General features: G+C 57.4%; 15 protein-coding genes. 10 read left to right on the forward strand and 5 right to left on the reverse strand.

What is annotated here, in order from left to right:
- The gene (locus tag SIB92_RS15455; protein WP_412552880.1) at window positions 1-894 is read left to right on the forward strand and encodes a ParB/RepB/Spo0J family partition protein; all 894 of its coding nucleotides are present in this window, start codon (window positions 1-3) and stop codon (window positions 892-894) included.
- Here the strand turns inward: SIB92_RS15455 and SIB92_RS15460 are convergent.
- From SIB92_RS15460 to rph, 4 genes are read right to left on the reverse strand one after another with little or no spacing between them, the layout of a single operon-like run.
- The gene (locus tag SIB92_RS15460) at window positions 884-1,237 is read right to left on the reverse strand and encodes a YbaN family protein (protein ID WP_412552881.1); all 354 of its coding nucleotides are present in this window, start codon (window positions 1,235-1,237) and stop codon (window positions 884-886) included. The genes SIB92_RS15455 and SIB92_RS15460 overlap by 11 nt on opposite strands.
- Window positions 1,238-2,395 (reverse strand): radical SAM family heme chaperone HemW, encoded by a 1,158-nt coding sequence (gene hemW / locus SIB92_RS15465; RefSeq protein ID WP_412552882.1) that lies wholly within the window; start codon window positions 2,393-2,395, stop codon window positions 1,238-1,240.
- Complete coding sequence (gene rdgB / locus SIB92_RS15470) at window positions 2,388-2,999, reverse strand: RdgB/HAM1 family non-canonical purine NTP pyrophosphatase (protein ID WP_412552883.1); 612 nt, start codon at window positions 2,997-2,999, stop codon at window positions 2,388-2,390. Before rdgB ends, hemW begins: the two co-directional genes overlap by 8 nt.
- Window positions 2,996-3,709, reverse strand: coding sequence for a ribonuclease PH (gene rph, locus SIB92_RS15475; RefSeq protein WP_412552884.1), 714 nt, complete (start codon window positions 3,707-3,709; stop codon window positions 2,996-2,998). Before rph ends, rdgB begins: the two co-directional genes overlap by 4 nt.
- A gap of 116 nt (window positions 3,710-3,825) precedes the next feature.
- On the opposite strand from rph, the gene hrcA reads away from it, so the two are divergent.
- The 9 genes from hrcA (at window position 3,826) to SIB92_RS15520 (ending at window position 15,657) form a co-directional block, all read left to right on the forward strand.
- Window positions 3,826-4,890: a heat-inducible transcriptional repressor HrcA gene (gene hrcA / locus SIB92_RS15480; RefSeq protein ID WP_412552885.1), complete on the forward strand. Its 1,065-nt coding sequence runs from the start codon at window positions 3,826-3,828 to the stop codon at window positions 4,888-4,890.
- 9 nt (window positions 4,891-4,899) lie between these two features.
- Complete coding sequence (locus tag SIB92_RS15485) at window positions 4,900-5,460, forward strand: nucleotide exchange factor GrpE (protein WP_168591185.1); 561 nt, start codon at window positions 4,900-4,902, stop codon at window positions 5,458-5,460.
- Between the two features lie 228 nt (window positions 5,461-5,688).
- The gene (locus SIB92_RS15490) at window positions 5,689-6,147 is read left to right on the forward strand and encodes a hypothetical protein (protein WP_412552886.1); all 459 of its coding nucleotides are present in this window, start codon (window positions 5,689-5,691) and stop codon (window positions 6,145-6,147) included.
- 166 nt (window positions 6,148-6,313) lie between these two features.
- Window positions 6,314-8,599 (forward strand): M10 family metallopeptidase C-terminal domain-containing protein, encoded by a 2,286-nt coding sequence (locus tag SIB92_RS15495; protein ID WP_412552887.1) that lies wholly within the window; start codon window positions 6,314-6,316, stop codon window positions 8,597-8,599.
- 211 nt (window positions 8,600-8,810) lie between these two features.
- Entirely contained in the window at window positions 8,811-10,139 is a 1,329-nt protein-coding gene (locus SIB92_RS15500; protein WP_412552888.1) for a UDP-glucose dehydrogenase family protein, read from the forward strand.
- Between the two features lie 40 nt (window positions 10,140-10,179).
- The gene (locus tag SIB92_RS15505; RefSeq protein WP_412552889.1) at window positions 10,180-10,740 is read left to right on the forward strand and encodes an NUDIX hydrolase; all 561 of its coding nucleotides are present in this window, start codon (window positions 10,180-10,182) and stop codon (window positions 10,738-10,740) included.
- Window positions 10,741-10,955: 215 nt separating this feature from the next.
- On the forward strand, window positions 10,956-12,932 hold the full coding sequence (gene gspD, locus SIB92_RS15510) for a type II secretion system secretin GspD (protein WP_412552890.1): 1,977 nt from the start codon (window positions 10,956-10,958) through the stop codon (window positions 12,930-12,932).
- Between the two features lie 47 nt (window positions 12,933-12,979).
- On the forward strand, window positions 12,980-14,446 hold the full coding sequence (locus SIB92_RS15515; protein ID WP_412552891.1) for a GspE/PulE family protein: 1,467 nt from the start codon (window positions 12,980-12,982) through the stop codon (window positions 14,444-14,446).
- Window positions 14,443-15,657, forward strand: coding sequence for a type II secretion system F family protein (locus SIB92_RS15520; RefSeq protein WP_412552892.1), 1,215 nt, complete (start codon window positions 14,443-14,445; stop codon window positions 15,655-15,657). The genes SIB92_RS15515 and SIB92_RS15520 overlap by 4 nt, the downstream gene beginning before the upstream one ends.
- 2 nt (window positions 15,658-15,659) lie before the next feature.
- On the opposite strand, the gene SIB92_RS15525 is transcribed toward SIB92_RS15520, so the two are convergent.
- Window positions 15,660-16,133, reverse strand: a complete 474-nt coding sequence (locus SIB92_RS15525) for a type II secretion system protein N (RefSeq protein ID WP_412552893.1) — start codon at window positions 16,131-16,133, stop codon at window positions 15,660-15,662.
- Window positions 16,134-16,170: the final 37 nt, after the last annotated feature.

A 16,170-nucleotide genomic window follows, 5' to 3' on the forward strand; every position in this document is an offset into this window, starting at 1 on the left:
ATGGCCGATAAGAAAAAGCAACGTGGCCTGGGCCGCGGTCTGAGCGCCTTGATGGCAGATGTGACGGAAGACACAACGCGTCAGGAAACCGGATCTGCGCCCCGTCGCGCCGATCTTGTGGTGCCAATCGAACGCATTGAGCCCAACCCGGATCAGCCGCGCCGAGATTTTACGCCGGAGCAATTGGAAGACTTGTCCAACTCCATCCGCGAGAAAGGTGTGATTCAGCCGCTGATCGTGCGGAAGAAATCTGGCGATCGGTATGAAATTGTCGCGGGCGAGCGTCGGTGGCGCGCCTCTCAGATGGCGCAGCTACATGAGCTGCCCATTATTGTGCGCGACTACGATGACACCGAAGTGCTCGAAATTGCGATCATTGAGAACATTCAGCGCGCCGACCTGAACCCTGTCGAGGAAGCGATGGGTTATCGTCAACTGATGCAGAAATTTGGCCATACGCAGGAAAAGGTTTCGGAAGCACTTGGCAAAAGCCGGAGCCACATTGCCAACCTGATGCGTCTTCTCAACCTGCCGGATGACGTGCAGGTCATGTTGCGCGAAGGTCACCTGTCGGCTGGGCATGCCCGCGCTCTGGTCACCACGGACAATGCGTCGGAGTTGGCGCGCAAAGTGGTGAAGGATGGTTTGTCGGTGCGACAGACCGAAAAACTTGCGAAAAAAGCAGGCTCTCTCGTCGAGCAAACTAAAAAATCTCGACCAAAGACCCATAAGGACGCCGACACAGTCGCGCTAGAAGGCGATCTTTCGGCGAATTTGGGCATGAAAGTTGCGGTGGATCACGTTACCGGTGGCGAAAACGGAAAAATTACCATTACTTATCAAACGCTTGATGAGTTGGATGAGTTGTGTCGGATTTTGACGGCTACGAATTAGGCCGCGTCCAGATGAAAAAAAGTACCGCGCTCAAAACCACCATTTGAATGACCAAAACGGTGGTTTTGACGCCAACAAGCAACGAAATCCCAAAAACCAGCACAATGGACAGCGTTGCTGCCCTTTTGGCCGAAGGGCGGATGGCACCGTTGCTGTTCCAGTCTTCGATCATCGGTCCGAAGGTTTTGTGAGACAGAAGCCAATTGTGCAGCCGTTCGGATGACCGTGCAAAACAGAAGGCGGCCAATAACAGGAACGGCACTGTGGGCAAAAGTGGTAAGATCACGCCGATCAAGGCAAGCGCGACACAGGTCAGTCCACAGATCAGCCAGATAACGCGCATTTAGTCCACCAACAATTCCGACAGAACCGAGTTAAGCACCATGCGTCCCTGCGGCAAGACACGCAGCCGGGATTTCTCAATTTCGATCATCCCAATGTCTTGCAAGGTTGCGACACGTGCGCCTTCGATGGGTTTTCCGGCAAGGGCCTCATATCGCTTCAAATCGACGCCTTCACTCAAGCGTAGGCCCATCATCAAAAACTCGGCAGCCTGATCCTCTTGGCCAATGGCCTCTTTCAGGTTTTCGCCATTTCCCGCCTCGGCTTCTTCCAACCATTTGCTTGGATTTCGCCAGGTTTCAATCGCGTGACGTTGACCATTGAGCGTCAACCGCGCATGTGCGCCCGGCCCAATTCCGGCATAGTCGCCATAGCGCCAATAGATCTGATTGTGACGGGATTCAGAGCCTATTGCAGCGTAATTTGACACCTCATAAGGCAACATGCCGGCGTCGGCACAGATGTCTTGGGTGACTTCATACATATCTGCGGCCAGATCATCCTCCGGCAATCCACGCAGTTTCCCTCGGTTGTATCGATCGCCAAAGGCTGTGCCCTGTTCAATGGTCAGTTGATAAAGCGACAGGTGATCAATCGCCATGGACAGCGCTTCGCGCAACTCGCTTCGCCAATCGTCCAGCGTTTGATCCTGTCGGGCATAGATCAGATCAAAGCTCACCCGCTCAAAGGTTTTTCGCGCAATATCAAAGGCCTGTTTAGCTTCATCAACTGAATGAATACGGCCTAGACGCTGCAAGTCTCGATCATTCAGCGCTTGAATGCCCATGGAAATCCGGTTCACACCACCGTCTCGATAGGCGGCAAAACGGCCAGCCTCCACCGATCCAGGGTTCGCCTCCAGGGTGATTTCCATGTCGTTTGATGTTGGCCAAAGCTGCCGCACCCGCTCCAGAATGGCGGCAACCACGTCCGGGTCCATCAGGCTTGGCGTGCCACCGCCAAAGAAAACTGTGTTCAAAACCCGCCCAGAAGTTTGCTTGGCAACGCGATCCAACTCGCTCAAATAGGCTCTAAGCCAGCGGGATTGATCGATTTCGCGGCTCACATGGCTGTTGAAATCGCAATAGGGGCATTTGGCCTGACAAAATGGCCAATGAATATACAGGCCAAAGCCCCCGTTTTGCCAATCCTCAGCCAAAACAGCCTTCCACAAAGGCTTTGAGCGCCCGTCCACGGTGGCTGATTTGGTTCTTTTCCTCTTTGGGCATTTCGGCGCAAGTCACGTCATAGCCGTCCGGCATAAACATCGGATCGTAGCCAAACCCACCTTCGCCGCGGATGGGCCAGACAAGATCGCCGGCCATCACGCCCTCAAACACCTCGTCATGTCCATCAGGCCAGGCGAGAACCAGCGTGCAGCGGAATTGCGCAGACCGGGTTGCATCAGGCCCTTTGGCGGTGATTTCGTCATTGGCGCGGGTCATAGCTTTCATGAAGTCGCGGCCATTGCCGGTTTCGGCCCAATCTGCGGTGTACACCCCCGGCGCGCCGTCCAGCGCATCGATGGTGATGCCGCTGTCATCTGATAGGGCAGGGAGGCCAGTTGCCTTGGCCGCCGCATGGGCCTTGATGCGGGCATTGCCCACAAAACTGTCTTCGGTTTCTTCCGGCTCCGGCAAATCCATGTCGCCCGCCCCAACCACCGACACGCCATGTGGCGCGAGGATCTCGGTGATCTCGGCCAATTTGCCGGCGTTGTGGGTGGCGACCAGAAGCTGGTCGCCTTCAAACTTGCGGGTCATGCCGTGGCTGCCTCTTGTGCGGCAACCAGCTCGGCCACGCCTTTTTCCGCCAGATCGAGCAATTCGTTCATCTGCGCGCGGGAGTAAGTGGAGCCTTCGGCCGACATCTGTGTTTCGATCATCTGACCATTGGCCAGCATGATGAAGTTGCCGTCCACGCCCGCTTCACTGTCTTCCGGATAGTCCAGATCCAGAACCGGCTGACCAGCGTAAATACCGCAAGACACGGCGGCCACCGGGGAAATCAGCGGATCGGTGACAACATCGCCAGCCTTCATCAACTTGTTCACCGCCAGGCGCAGCGCCACCCAGCCGCCGGTGATGGAGGCACAGCGGGTGCCGCCATCGGCCTGGATCACATCACAGTCCACGGTGATCTGGCGTTCACCCAAAGCAACACGGTCCACACCGGCGCGCAGGGAGCGACCAATCAAACGCTGAATTTCCACGGTGCGGCCACCTTGCTTACCGGCGGTCGCCTCACGGCGCATACGGGAAGAGGTAGAGCGTGGCAGCATGCCATATTCCGCGGTCACCCAACCCAGGCCGGAACCTTTGATAAATGGCGGTACACGCGCTTCCAAAGAGGCGGTACACAGCACATGGGTGTCGCCCATCTTGATCAAACAGGAGCCTTCGGCGTGTTTGGTCACATTGGTTTCAATCGAGACTTCACGCATTTCGTTAAGCTGACGGCCGGAAGGGCGCATGGCAAATATCCTTTTCTGGGTTTGGGCTGGGGATAACCGCGGGATAAGGTTGGACGCAACCCCGATTGACCTTTGCCTTTGAGGCTATTTTATTAAGGACGCAAAGGCACGGGCGAATGACAGACAGCAGCAAAATTCTCGCAGAAATGAATGACCGCAGCCGCGAGGTGTTTCGCCGCGTGGTCGAAGGCTATTTGGAGACCGGCGATCCAGTGGGCAGCCGCACGTTGACCCGTACTTTGTCAGAAAAAGTCAGCGCTGCGACCATTCGCAACGTGATGCAGGACCTGGAGTTTCTCGGCCTTCTGGACAGCCCACATGTATCTGCCGGTCGCGTACCAACGCAACAAGGGCTGCGTATGTTTGTCGATGGTCTGCTTGAGGTGGGCGACCTGGATCAAGGTGACCGCAAGAAAATCGACGCCACCATGGGCGACGCGGATGGCGATGTCTCTAACATGCTTGACCGTGTTTCCACCGCGCTGTCTGGCGTGACTCAAGGCGCTTCTCTTGTCCTGGCCCCAAAACACGAAGCACCAATCAAACACATCGAGTTTGTCAGCCTTGGTGCGGACCGCGCGCTGGTGGTGCTGGTCTTTGCTGACGGCCATGTGGAAAACCGTCTGTTCACCCCGCCGCCTGGTCAAACCCCAAGCTCCATGCGTGAGGCGGCCAATTTCCTCAACGCCGTTGCCGAAGGCCGCACGTTGAGTGATCTGGGCAAAGCGGTGCAGGAGGAGATCACAAAACGCCGTCAGGAAATCGACAGTCTTGCTGCCGATCTTGTGGAAAACGGCCTAGCCCTATGGGCCAACGAAGGTGGCCAACAGGAACGTCTGATCGTGCGTGGCCGCTCGAATCTGCTCGGCACCGATGAGGAAGAGCAGGACCTTGAACGCATCCGCACGTTGTTTGATGACCTCGAACGTAAACGAGACATTGCTGATTTTCTCGAATTGGCTGAACAGGGTGACGGCGTGCGCATTTTTATTGGCTCTGAGAACAAACTTTTTTCACTTTCGGGTTCCTCTTTGGTGGTGTCTCCCTATATGAACGCTGATCGAAAGATCGTGGGTGCTGTTGGGGTCATTGGACCCAAGCGCCTGAACTATGGACGCATCGTGCCGATCGTGGATTACACGGCACAACTGGTCGGTAAACTCATCACCGACCGCGGTTAGAGGTGGATTATGGCTGAGCCGAAAGACAACGAGTTTCTGGACGACATCGCAGATGCTGAAGCAGAAGAATTTGCTGCCAGCTTGGACGAACTCGAAGATGAAGCTGTTGAGCTGGATGAGCTGCGTGCCGAACGCGACGAGTTGAAAGACCGCTGGATGCGCGCGCTGGCGGATGCGGAAAACGCCCGCAAACGCGGCGACAAAGCCCGCCGGGATGCGGAGCAATACGGTGGCTCCAAACTGGCCCGCGACATGCTGCCGGTGTTTGACAACATGAAGCGCGCGGTTGAGACCATCACCGACGAGCAGAAAGAAGCCTCAGCGGCGCTGATCGAAGGCATCGAGCTCACCATGCGCGAGCTGCTGAAAACCTTCTCCAAACACGGCATCGAAGTGATTTCGCCAGAAGTGGGCGACAAGTTTGATCCCAACGTGCACGAAGCTATGTTTGAAGCGCCTGTCCCTAACACCAAAGCGGGTGACATCATTCAGGTCTCTGCCCAAGGCTTCATGCTGCACGACCGCTTGCTGCGCCCCGCGCAAGTGGGCGTCAGCTCCAACCCGGGCTAAATGTACCCGCAAGAGATGTCTGGAAAGCTCCCGTTTATCGGGAGCTTTTTTGTATAGTCCGACACCTCAAATTCTGTTTGCCCATGGGGATAAACCCACATGCGACACGCTGACGGTCCTTACTGCTTGATTAACACATCCTTAACTTTTACGGTTTCCCAGACTTATTTTCGGGTCAGGTTTTGTGCTTGAATTCACGGAGTTTGGTGCGGGCGGTTGAAGAACTGGGTGGAGCGTGTGTTTGTGTGGTTAAGGTCCGCGGCATATCTTTTTATGGGTGCAATGATGTTGGGTGGGCTTGCCATGACCGGTGATGCGCAAACCAACCTGCCTCCAATCCATCTCAGCTGTGAAACGCCTCTTAAAGAGCTTCCCGAGGCCGACCTTGCGGCCGTATGCGAAACGCTACGGCTTGAAATTGAACAACAATTTCCAGAACGGAAGGTTGTTGACCAAAAGAAGACCAACACCGGGACCGCGCAGGGGATGGTGGCAACCTTGGTTGTAGAGGCCCTGCGATCAGATCATGTCAAAGGGGCGTTGCAATGGCAGAACCTCGCGACAAACGAAAACTACAAAGGCCCGTCTTTGCAAGTTGACGGGATGGACGGCGCGCCGCTTGCGCGTCTCATAGAAGGATTTGCCAGGGATGTGCTGCGCGTGAGCCTGCCGCCTTGGGAACAGTAATTTAGATCGCCGCCGTAAGAGAGAAGCAGATCAGACCTCTTGACGATGTGGCTAGATAGGAGATTTTCAAATGCTCATTCAGAACACACTTGTTCCGACTGTAGATGGCCCCTTGTTTCATGACGGCCACGGGGATGGTCACGATGACGGTCCAAAGGAGACTCCCGTGATCGGAGATCCTGATCGGGCGGTTGTCCCAGAAGTGGCGGATGCCCCGGGCGACACCTCGACGCCTTATACAATTTCCGTTGGTGACTCCTTTGAAGGCACCATCAGCAGCTCAGATGTGGATTTCATCGCGATCAATCTGACCGAAGGTCAGTTGATTCAGGTGTCTGTGACCGGTGAGGATCCACAAATCTGGGTATCCGACAACAATGGCAATACCATCGAGTATAACGACGATATTGACTTCAACGGTGGAAATTATGACTCGTTCTTGACCTTTGAAGCCACCTACACCGGGACCTACTACTTTGAGGTCAGCGGTTATAACTTTGTGGCATCCGACTATACGTTGGCGGTTGATACCTTCACTCCGATCGCGGATGGGTCGGTTCAGGATATGGCGGACTTCCTCACCACGGGGTATTGGGCCAGCAGTGGGCAGAGTCCTCGCGCGTTTGACACCTCGGGCAGCAATGTGATCAGCGTCGATATCACAAGCCTGAGCGCAGCTGGACAACAGCTGGCACGTTGGGCGTTTGAAGCCTGGGAGCTGGTGGCGGATATTCAGTTTTCGGAAGTCAACTCTGGTGCAGACATCACGTTCCAGGACACGGATGCCGGGGCTTGGTCCACTTCCACCGTTTCAGCTGGCGACATCTTGTCGTCAACTGTCAACGTGTCGACGAGTTGGCTGACTCAATTCGGCACTACGGCGAACAGCTATTCCTTCCAAACCTATATCCATGAGATTGGCCACGCCCTGGGTTTGGGGCACCAAGGGGCGTACAACGGTGCCGCGGAATATGGAACCGATGAGACCTTCGGCAACGACAGCTGGCAAATGTCCATCATGTCGTATTTCGATCAGGTTGACAGTCTTGGAACAGATGCAAGTTACGCCAACATCATCAGTGCCATGATGGTGGACATTGTCGCTATTCAGGATCTTTACGGCGCCGCTGGCGCAAGCAGCGCGTCAGCTGGTGACACCGTTTGGGGATTCAATTCCAACTTGGGCGGTTTCTACGGGGATGTGTTTAACGGCGTCATCCCAATCAACAGTCCGGTTTCGATGACGATTTACGACCAGGGCGGCACAGACTTGCTGGACATGCGGATGTTCGCGCAAGATACGCGGATCGATATGAGAGCTGGAGAGTTCTCGGACTTCGGTGGCCAGATTGGCAACCTGGCCATTGCTTTGGGCACGGTGATCGAGAACCTGAACACCGGAGCTGGTGTTGACCGTGTCACTGGCAACAACGTAGCAAACATCATTCAAACCAATGAAGGCAACGACTGGGTCAATGCGGCCGGGGGGGCTGACAGCATCCGCGGCGGCACCGGCAACGATACCCTGTTTGGTGGCGCAGACAACGACACCATGTTTGGTGACGGCGGTCACGACCTCCTTGGCGGTTCCAGCGGCGCGGATACTATGTTTGGCGGGCTTGGATTTGATACCTTGTCCGGCGGCGACGGCAATGACTTCCTGGCTGGTGGGGCAGGTGAAGACCGTCTGTCTGGTGGCAATGACAACGACCTGCTGAATGGCGGGGGTGGTAGTGACACCCTGTTTGGTGGTCAGGGCGATGACGATTTGAGAGGCGGCTACGGCTCTGACCAGCTGTTTGGTGGCCAGGGTGATGACACGATGACCGGTGGCGGCGGACTTGATCGTCTATCCGGTGGCGACGGTGGCGACATTCTCAGCGGTGGACAAGGCGCCGATACCCTGCTTGGCGACAGTGGTCGTGATACTATGAATGGCGGCGCTGGCGATGATGAACTCGAAGGCGGTCTTGGCTGGGATGTCCTGTCTGGCGGTGACGAGAATGACACCCTTTTGGGCGGCAACGGCTCAGACATTTTGAATGGTGGGACTGGCGCAGACCAACTGGAGGGCGATTCAGGGAATGACACACTGTCCGGTGGGGAAGGCAACGACCTCCTAATGGGGGGTGCGGGCCGTGACATGCTTACTTTTGGGGCCGGCGATGACGTTGGATATGGAGGGACAGGAGCCGATACCTTTGTCTTCTCCCTGGGCGTTGGATCCAACAATAACGTGGCAGACTTCAGTGTCTCTGATGGGGACAGGCTGCAACTTGATGATCAGCTTTGGACGCCACCAATCGGCGGACCAGTTCTGACAGAAGCTGATGTGATCACCGCGTTTGGCGCTGATGTTGGTGGGGACTTTGTCCTGTCGTTTGGCCCTGATATCATCACACTGACCGGTATGGCGGGCCAGTTTGACGCCAGCATGCTTGACATCGTCTGACCTCAGACAGGTGAACTGGAAAAGATGAAACCAGCGGCTCTGGAGTCGCTGGTTTTGCTATTTGACCGTGCCTCGCTCACACGTGGGACAGCGGTCAAAAGACACTTTCCGGATACGCAACGCGTGCAATAGCTGTTGCTGCGTTGACAGGCCTCTCTGCCGCGCTCATTAAAAGACCAACACGGGCAGAACCAAAATAAGGGTAACACTCATGAAGATAGCAATGATCGGCACCGGCTACGTCGGTTTGGTTTCCGGGGTGTGCTTCTCTGACTTCGGACATGAAGTTGTTTGCGTTGATAAAGACCCGTCAAAAATTGACATGCTCGAGCGCGGCGAGGTCCCGATCTACGAACCCGGCCTTGATGCCTTGATGGCGAAAAACGTCGAAGCGGGCCGGCTGAGTTTCACCTTGGATCTCGAAAAAGCCATGGACGGCGCACAGGCGGTGTTTATCGCAGTTGGCACCCCCACGCGGCGCGGTGATGGCCACGCTGATTTGTCCTACGTCATGGCAGCTGCCGAAGAGATTGCCCGCACCGCCAAGGACTATGTGGTGATTGTCACCAAATCCACTGTGCCGGTTGGCACCAACCGTCAGGTCAAACAGGTGGTGCGCAAAGCCAATCCCGATCTGGATTTCGACGTGGCCAGCAATCCGGAGTTCCTGCGCGAAGGCGCTGCCATAGAAGACTTCATGAAGCCGGATCGTGTGGTGATCGGTGTACATAACGAGCGCGCCGGCGAGGTGATGAATGACATCTACCGTCCGCTGTACTTGCGCGATTTCCCGATTGTCACCACCGATCTGGAAAGCGCGGAGATGATCAAATACGCCGCCAACGCCTTCCTGGCGACCAAGATCACCTTCATCAATGAAATTGCCGCCCTGTGTGAGCGGGTTGGCGCAGACGTCAAACAAGTGTCCAAAGGCATGGGCATGGATGGTCGCATCGGCAACAAGTTCCTGCATGCGGGGCCGGGCTATGGCGGCTCTTGTTTCCCGAAAGATACCAAAGCTTTGGCCCGCATCGGTCAGGACAACGCCGTGCCAATGCAGATCACGGAAACGGTGATTCAGGTCAACGAAGAGATCAAGCGCCGCATGGTCGACAAACTGCTCGACCTCTGTGGCGGTAGCTTCAACGGCAAAACCGTTGGTGTGCTTGGCGTGACCTTCAAACCCAACACAGACGACATGCGTGATGCACCAAGCCTGGCGATCATCCCGGCTCTGGTGGGCGGCGGCGCCAAAGTGCGCGTGACCGACCCACAAGGACGCCATGAAGGCGAAGCGCTCTTGCCTGGCGTTAGCTGGGTCGAGGACGCCTATAAGGCCGCGCAAAAAGCGGATGTTTTGGTGATCCTGACGGAGTGGAATGAGTTCCGCGCTTTGGATCTCAAGAAAGTGGCCCGCAAAATGGCGACGCCACGGCTTGCGGATTTGCGTAACATCTATTCCGTCCGCGACGCCAAACGGGCTGGCTTTGAGGCTTATGAAAGCATCGGACGAACTGGTTTCTCGCGTATTGAAGACTGACGGAAACAGCTCTTATTCAGTTTGGTAAAAGGTACTCAGCATGTCCTGGAAAACCCTTTCGTCTCAAAGCCTGCTCAAACGGCCTCCCTTTGTGGATGTTCAGCAGGAACAGGTTGAGGTCCGCCCGGGTCAGGTCATCGACGACTTTTACAAAGTGCACCTGATGGACTTCGCACTGGTCATTCCGTTTCTTGCGGACGGCCGGGTCGAGATGATCCGTCAGTACAAACATGGACCAGCACGCGAGGTTCTGGGATTTCCCGCCGGTCATGTCGATCCAGGCGAAGATCCGGCCACTGCCGCACAGCGCGAGCTGTTGGAAGAAACCGGACTGAAAGCGGAAAAACTCATCCATCTCGGGTCGTTTGTCGATCACGGCAATCAACGTGTGTGCCAGGGCCACTATTTTGTCGCGCCAGCGTGTGAGCGCATCACCGAACCCAATCCCGGCGACTTGGAAGATTTTGCCTACGAAGCACTCAGCCCAGCTCAAATCGACCGGGCAATCGTGAACGGCGAAGTTGGCGTGATGCACCACGTGGCGGCCTGGGGCCTGCAGAAAATCCATTCTCAGGCCGAAACAGAGACTGATTTATCGTAGTTAGCCCTATGCGGCCCCTCCCGTTTCTTCTTATTTGACGCAGTAACCACGAAATACCGGTGTCACCCTTTTGAATCACCGCGCCATGATCCTGTGGAAAACTGTGTGGAAAAGAGTGCATTCCCTGCTCACATCCGCTATAAAGCCCCAAAGAGGCAAGGCGGCCTAGGTTCGATCAACGGATCAGGTGACAGCCCGTGACAAGAGAGCAGGTCATGAAACTATTTGCACGCCCAGGCCCCCGGCGGGCTGTGGCATCGGCAATTGTCGGTGTGTTTGTCAGTGTTTTGGCGTGTTTTGCTGTGGGTGTCGGCAAGGTCCAGGCACAGGTGTCGCTGGATTTGCGCGACGCAGATTTGCGCAGTTTTGTGGAAATCGTGTCTGAAAACACCGGTCGCAGTTTCGTGGTCGATCCGGCTGTGCGCGGCACAGTGACGGTTCTTGCCCCAAATCAGCTCACCGCAGATGAACTCTATGAAGTTTTCCTGTCCGTGCTGGAGCTCAACCGTTTGACAGTGATCGAAGGCGCTGGCGCGGATCGCATTGTTCAGATGAACACCGCCCGTGAGCTGTCCTCAGGTGACACTGGCAGCATCTCCTCCGGTTATGAAACCCGCGTCATTCCTGTGCGCCACGTGCCGCTGCAAGAAGTTATCGAGGTGGTCCGACCTCTCTTGCCATCTGAGGCCGTCATCACGCCCGTGCCCGGTGCAAACTTGTTGATCCTTTCGGATCGCGGTGCCAACCACGCCCGCATCACCCGTCTGATCAAACGTCTGGATCAACCGCGTCAGGCCGACCCAATCGAGATGATTCAACTGCAAAACGCGCAAGCCGGCGATGTTTTGCAAGTGGTGCAATCCATGGGCATTGTACCTGATGGTGCCTCTGTGAGTATCGATCGGCGCTCTAATGCCCTTCTTGTTTCCGGTCCTGATGAAATGCGCCAGCGTGTGCGTTTGCTGGCAAGCCGCTTGGACACACAACGCGAGGCAGTCACCAGCCGCACCATCGCGCTCAACTATGCAGATGCCGCAGCCATATCCGACGTGGTGCTGCGCACCCTGAACGCAGCTGGTGACAGCGCCCAGCAACAGGTGCGCATCGTCCCGGAGCCTCAGACCAACACACTCCTGGTGTTTGCGCCACAGGACCGCATGTCCGAAATCACCCGCATTGTGAAATACCTCGACCGCCGCCCCACACAGGTGTTGGTGGAGGCGGTGATTTTCGAGATGACCGTGGACGGCTTTTCGGACCTGTCTGTGCAGTTTGCAGCGGTCTTGAATGACGCTCTGGTTGGCGGTGTGCAATTCGCCCTGCCGGGCCGCACCAGCCTGATCAACCTGGTTTCCGCCGTGTCCAACGGCAATGCGCCGGATTTGGGGCCAGCCGGTGTTTTGGGCGGCGGCACCTACAATGAAAGCAGCGGCAATGGTATTGCAGGACTGATCACCGCCATCGCCTCGGTAAACTCGACGCGCCTTTTGTCGACCCCCTCGATCCTCACGCTGAACAATCAGGAAGCAGAGATTGTTGTGGCGCAAAACGTGCCTTTTGTGACCGGCAGCTACACCTCCACTGGCAACAGCTCCAACCCGGAAAACCCCTTCCAGACCATCGAGCGTCAGGACGTCGGCCTGACCTTGAACGTCACGCCGCAGATCAATGCCGACCGCACTGTGCGCATGGTGATCAAGCAAGAGGTCTCCAACCTCACCAATTCCACCTCGACCTCTGGTGGCGAAATCACCGCCCGCCGCGCGTTGTCCACAACGGCGCTGGTGCGAGATGGCAATGTCATCATGCTCGGCGGTTTGCTGGAAGACGGCTCCGGCGCGGTGAACCAACGGGTGCCCGGTATTTCCAACCTGCCATTGGTGGGTGGTCTCTTCCGCGGCAAGAACGCCACGAAAAACCAGCGGGTCCTGTTGGTGCTTTTGCGTCCACAGGTGGTCACCAATGACGCCGAAGCCCGTCGGATCACCAAGAACCTGACCGACAAAGCCTATGCAACCAGTGCTTCCATTCAGCCGCTGGATGAGGGAGGCTATCCTCGGGCGGACCAACGCCTGTTGCCCTATGACGGGGCGGATTTGAACCAACCCTTTGACGCCGGATTCATCGATGCGTTTGCCCAAACCCGCAACTTTCCACCGCTTCCAAGCCGCCTGCGGTTCAACGGAAACTGACCTAAGGGTGCCAAAGCACTCTGAGGTGGGGAAAGGGTAGGGCGCCCATGGGGACATCAAAGAACCGATTGCCGTTCAATTTTGCGCAGGACAATCAAGTCCTGCTGGACGGCGCGCGTATTTTGGCGGGTCCCGCCGCCAGCGCCTTGGGCCTCAAAGAAGCACAGCGTCGGGCGGGATTGGCAGGCGTGTCTTTCCAGCAGCTGGCGCAATCCGAATTTGAGGCTGCGCTGGCCAGGCTCTACGACGGATCGGAGTCTGACCAGAGTGCCGCATCAGGCGATGAATTAAGCTTTGATCTGGAAGAGGCCGCCTTTGCCTCCCGTCAACGGGACCTTCTGGACGAGCCCGGTGATGCGCCGGTGATCCAACTGGTCAACCGGCTGCTACGCAAAGCGGTGCTTGCCAACGCCTCTGACCTGCACGTCGAACCTCACGAACACGGACTGCGCGTGCGCATGCGGGTCGATGGCTTCCTGCAAGAGGTCATGGACCGCGCCGACGTGCCGGTGAAACGCATTGTCTCCCGGCTCAAAGTCATGGCGGGCTTGGACATCTCAGAGACCCGCCTGCCACAAGACGGCCGCATCGCGCTTTCCCTTGGGGGCCGCATGATCGACACCCGTGTATCGTCTTTGCCGGGGCACTACGGTGAACGTGTCGTGCTGCGTATTCTGGATCGTTCTTCCGGCTTGATGCCTCTGGCCGATCTGGGCTTGTCCGAAAAACAAGAAGCCCTGCTGCAACGGCTCGCCTCCTTACCGAATGGCATCATCCTCGCCACCGGCCCCACCGGCGCAGGCAAAACCACAACGCTCTATTCGCTCCTGCAACTGGCGGATCACGAAGAGCACAACATCGTCACCGTCGAAGACCCCATCGAATACGATCTGCCCGGCATCAGCCAATCCCAGATCAACGCAGACATTGGCATGACCTTCGCTGCCGGCCTACGTGCCACTCTGCGCCAGGACCCGGATGTCATTCTGGTCGGCGAAATTCGTGACCCCGAAACCGCCTCCACCGCTGCACAAGCGGCGCTGACTGGCCACCTTGTTTTCTCGTCTTTGCATGCCAACAGCTCCGTTGGCGCAATTGTGCGCCTGCGCGACTTGGGTGTGGACAACTTCTTGATCGCGGCCACCATGCGCGGTGTGATTGCACAGCGCCTTCTGCGCCGCCTGTGCCAAAACTGCTGCGCCACGCGGGAGCCGTCGCGCGACGACATCGCGCATTTCACCCGCCATGGGTTGCCAATCCCAAACAAGCTGTATGAGCCTGTCGGGTGTGAAGCCTGTTCCGGCACTGGCCATGCCGGTCGCATGGGGATTTTTGAAATGGTGGAAATCGGGGAAACCCTGCGCGCCGCCATTGATCGCGGCGCGACGGAGACCGAGATGACCTCCCTGTCGCTGTCTGCAGGCGAAACTCTGATTGGCCAAGGATTGCTCGCGGCCTCCGCCGGAGACGTCAGCCTGTCTGAAACTCTGCGCGTTGTCGGAGATGTGGCGTGAAGGCCTACGCCTACACCGCCTACACCGACGCTGGTCGGCGTAAAACAGGCACTATTGTTGCCGAAACCGAGGCGGACGCCTCCGCTCAACTTGCCAAACAGGACCTGTTTGTCTCCGAGATCGCCGAGACATCCGCGCCCGCCACAAAAAGCACGCTGAACCTCACCCGCCGGTCCCGCCTCAACGCGGATCTGCAGTCTGTGTTCACCCGCCAAATGGCTGTGCTGCTGGGCGCGGAACTCACCGCAGAGGCCGCGCTCGAAGCGGTGCGCAGCGGCAGTCAAAGCGCATTGGACACCGTCGCCGCGCAAGCCCGTGCCTCTTTGATGGAAGGCGCCACGTTGTCTGACGCTCTGGCAGAGACAGGCGCCGGTTTTCCGCCCTACTACCTCGCGGCGCTCAAAGCGGGCGAAGATGCGGGCGAGTTGGCCACTGTGTTTCAGGAGTTGGCAGATCATCTCGAGCAACTTGGCTCGGAAAAGGCCGAAATCGCCACCGCGCTGATCTATCCCGGCTTTGTCGCCGCCGTTGCCCTGCTGGTCTGCGCCATCCTGATGACCAGCGTTGCCCCCGAAATTGTCTCGATGTTTGAGTTGTCTGGCCGCCCCTTGCCGCCCCTGACGCAATATGTGCTGGCGGTGAGCGATTGGATACAGGCCAACGCCTATGTGATACTGGCGGTTCTGGTCGCTTTGACGGTGCTTGCGCTGATCACACCACGTGTCCCGGCCTTGAAGGACACGCGCGACAAAATGCTCCTTAGCTTGCCCATCACTGGCCGCCTGATCCGCCTGTCTGCTGCGGTGCAATACATGCGCACACTGGCCCTGGTGTTGGGCGCGCGCCACGCCGTGCTCAGCGCGGCAGACAATGCCAAAGACGTTTTGGTTGTCCGCCAATTTCAGACCGAAGGCGCGAAGGTGGCCACCGCCGTTCGTCAGGGCGAAAGTCTTTCTGCCGCTCTGTCAAAGCTGTCGTTTCTACCGCCTGTCGCCAGGCAGCTGATCTCCGCAGGCGAAGCTTCCGCACGGCTCGCCCGCATGACAGACCGCGCTGCAACCTTGGTGGAGCACCGCCTATCCACGGAACGAAAGCGCATTGCCGCCTTGTTAGAGCCGCTGTTGATGATGTTGGTCGGCGCGCTCGTGCTCACCATTGTGCTGGCAGTCTTGCTGCCGATCTTCGATCTGCAGGCGGTTGTGGCGGGCTAAGATTATTCCGGAAACGCCATGAGTTCCGGGTCGTCACCATCGCGGGACACCCAAAGCCCCTGTTCGTTGATAATCGCCACTTCCACATTGGGTTCCAGCAAATCGCCAATCCGCAGCAGCCTGTCTCCGGTCGGATGTCCCACAATGGCCCAGGAGTTCCCGCCATCCCGCACCATGCCTTTTAAGGTGTAGCCGAGACTGGACAGGGGTGGTTTTGGCGCCTTTGGCGGCTGCGGTTCTTCTTTGGGCGTGGGGGCTGCAGCTTGCGGCGTTGGCGGCTGCCGCTCGCCAAACAAAGCGGTCCACCGCCGGGGGGGGCGTTCCGCTTGAGGTGGCGCTGCTTCCTCGGCCTGCTGGCTTTTCTCTGGAAGTGTCAACGGCCCGGGTGGCGCGCGCAATTCCTTGGCCAGCTGCCATCCTGCCCATCCGGCGACCCCGAGGCACAGCACCGTGCACAACCCAGCGATCAGTCGCATAAATGCCCACTCCCAAAAGTCCAAACCTCTGCAAGAT

The organism is Shimia sp. MIT1388, from assembly GCF_047124445.1.
GTDB lineage: Bacteria > Pseudomonadota > Alphaproteobacteria > Rhodobacterales > Rhodobacteraceae > Shimia.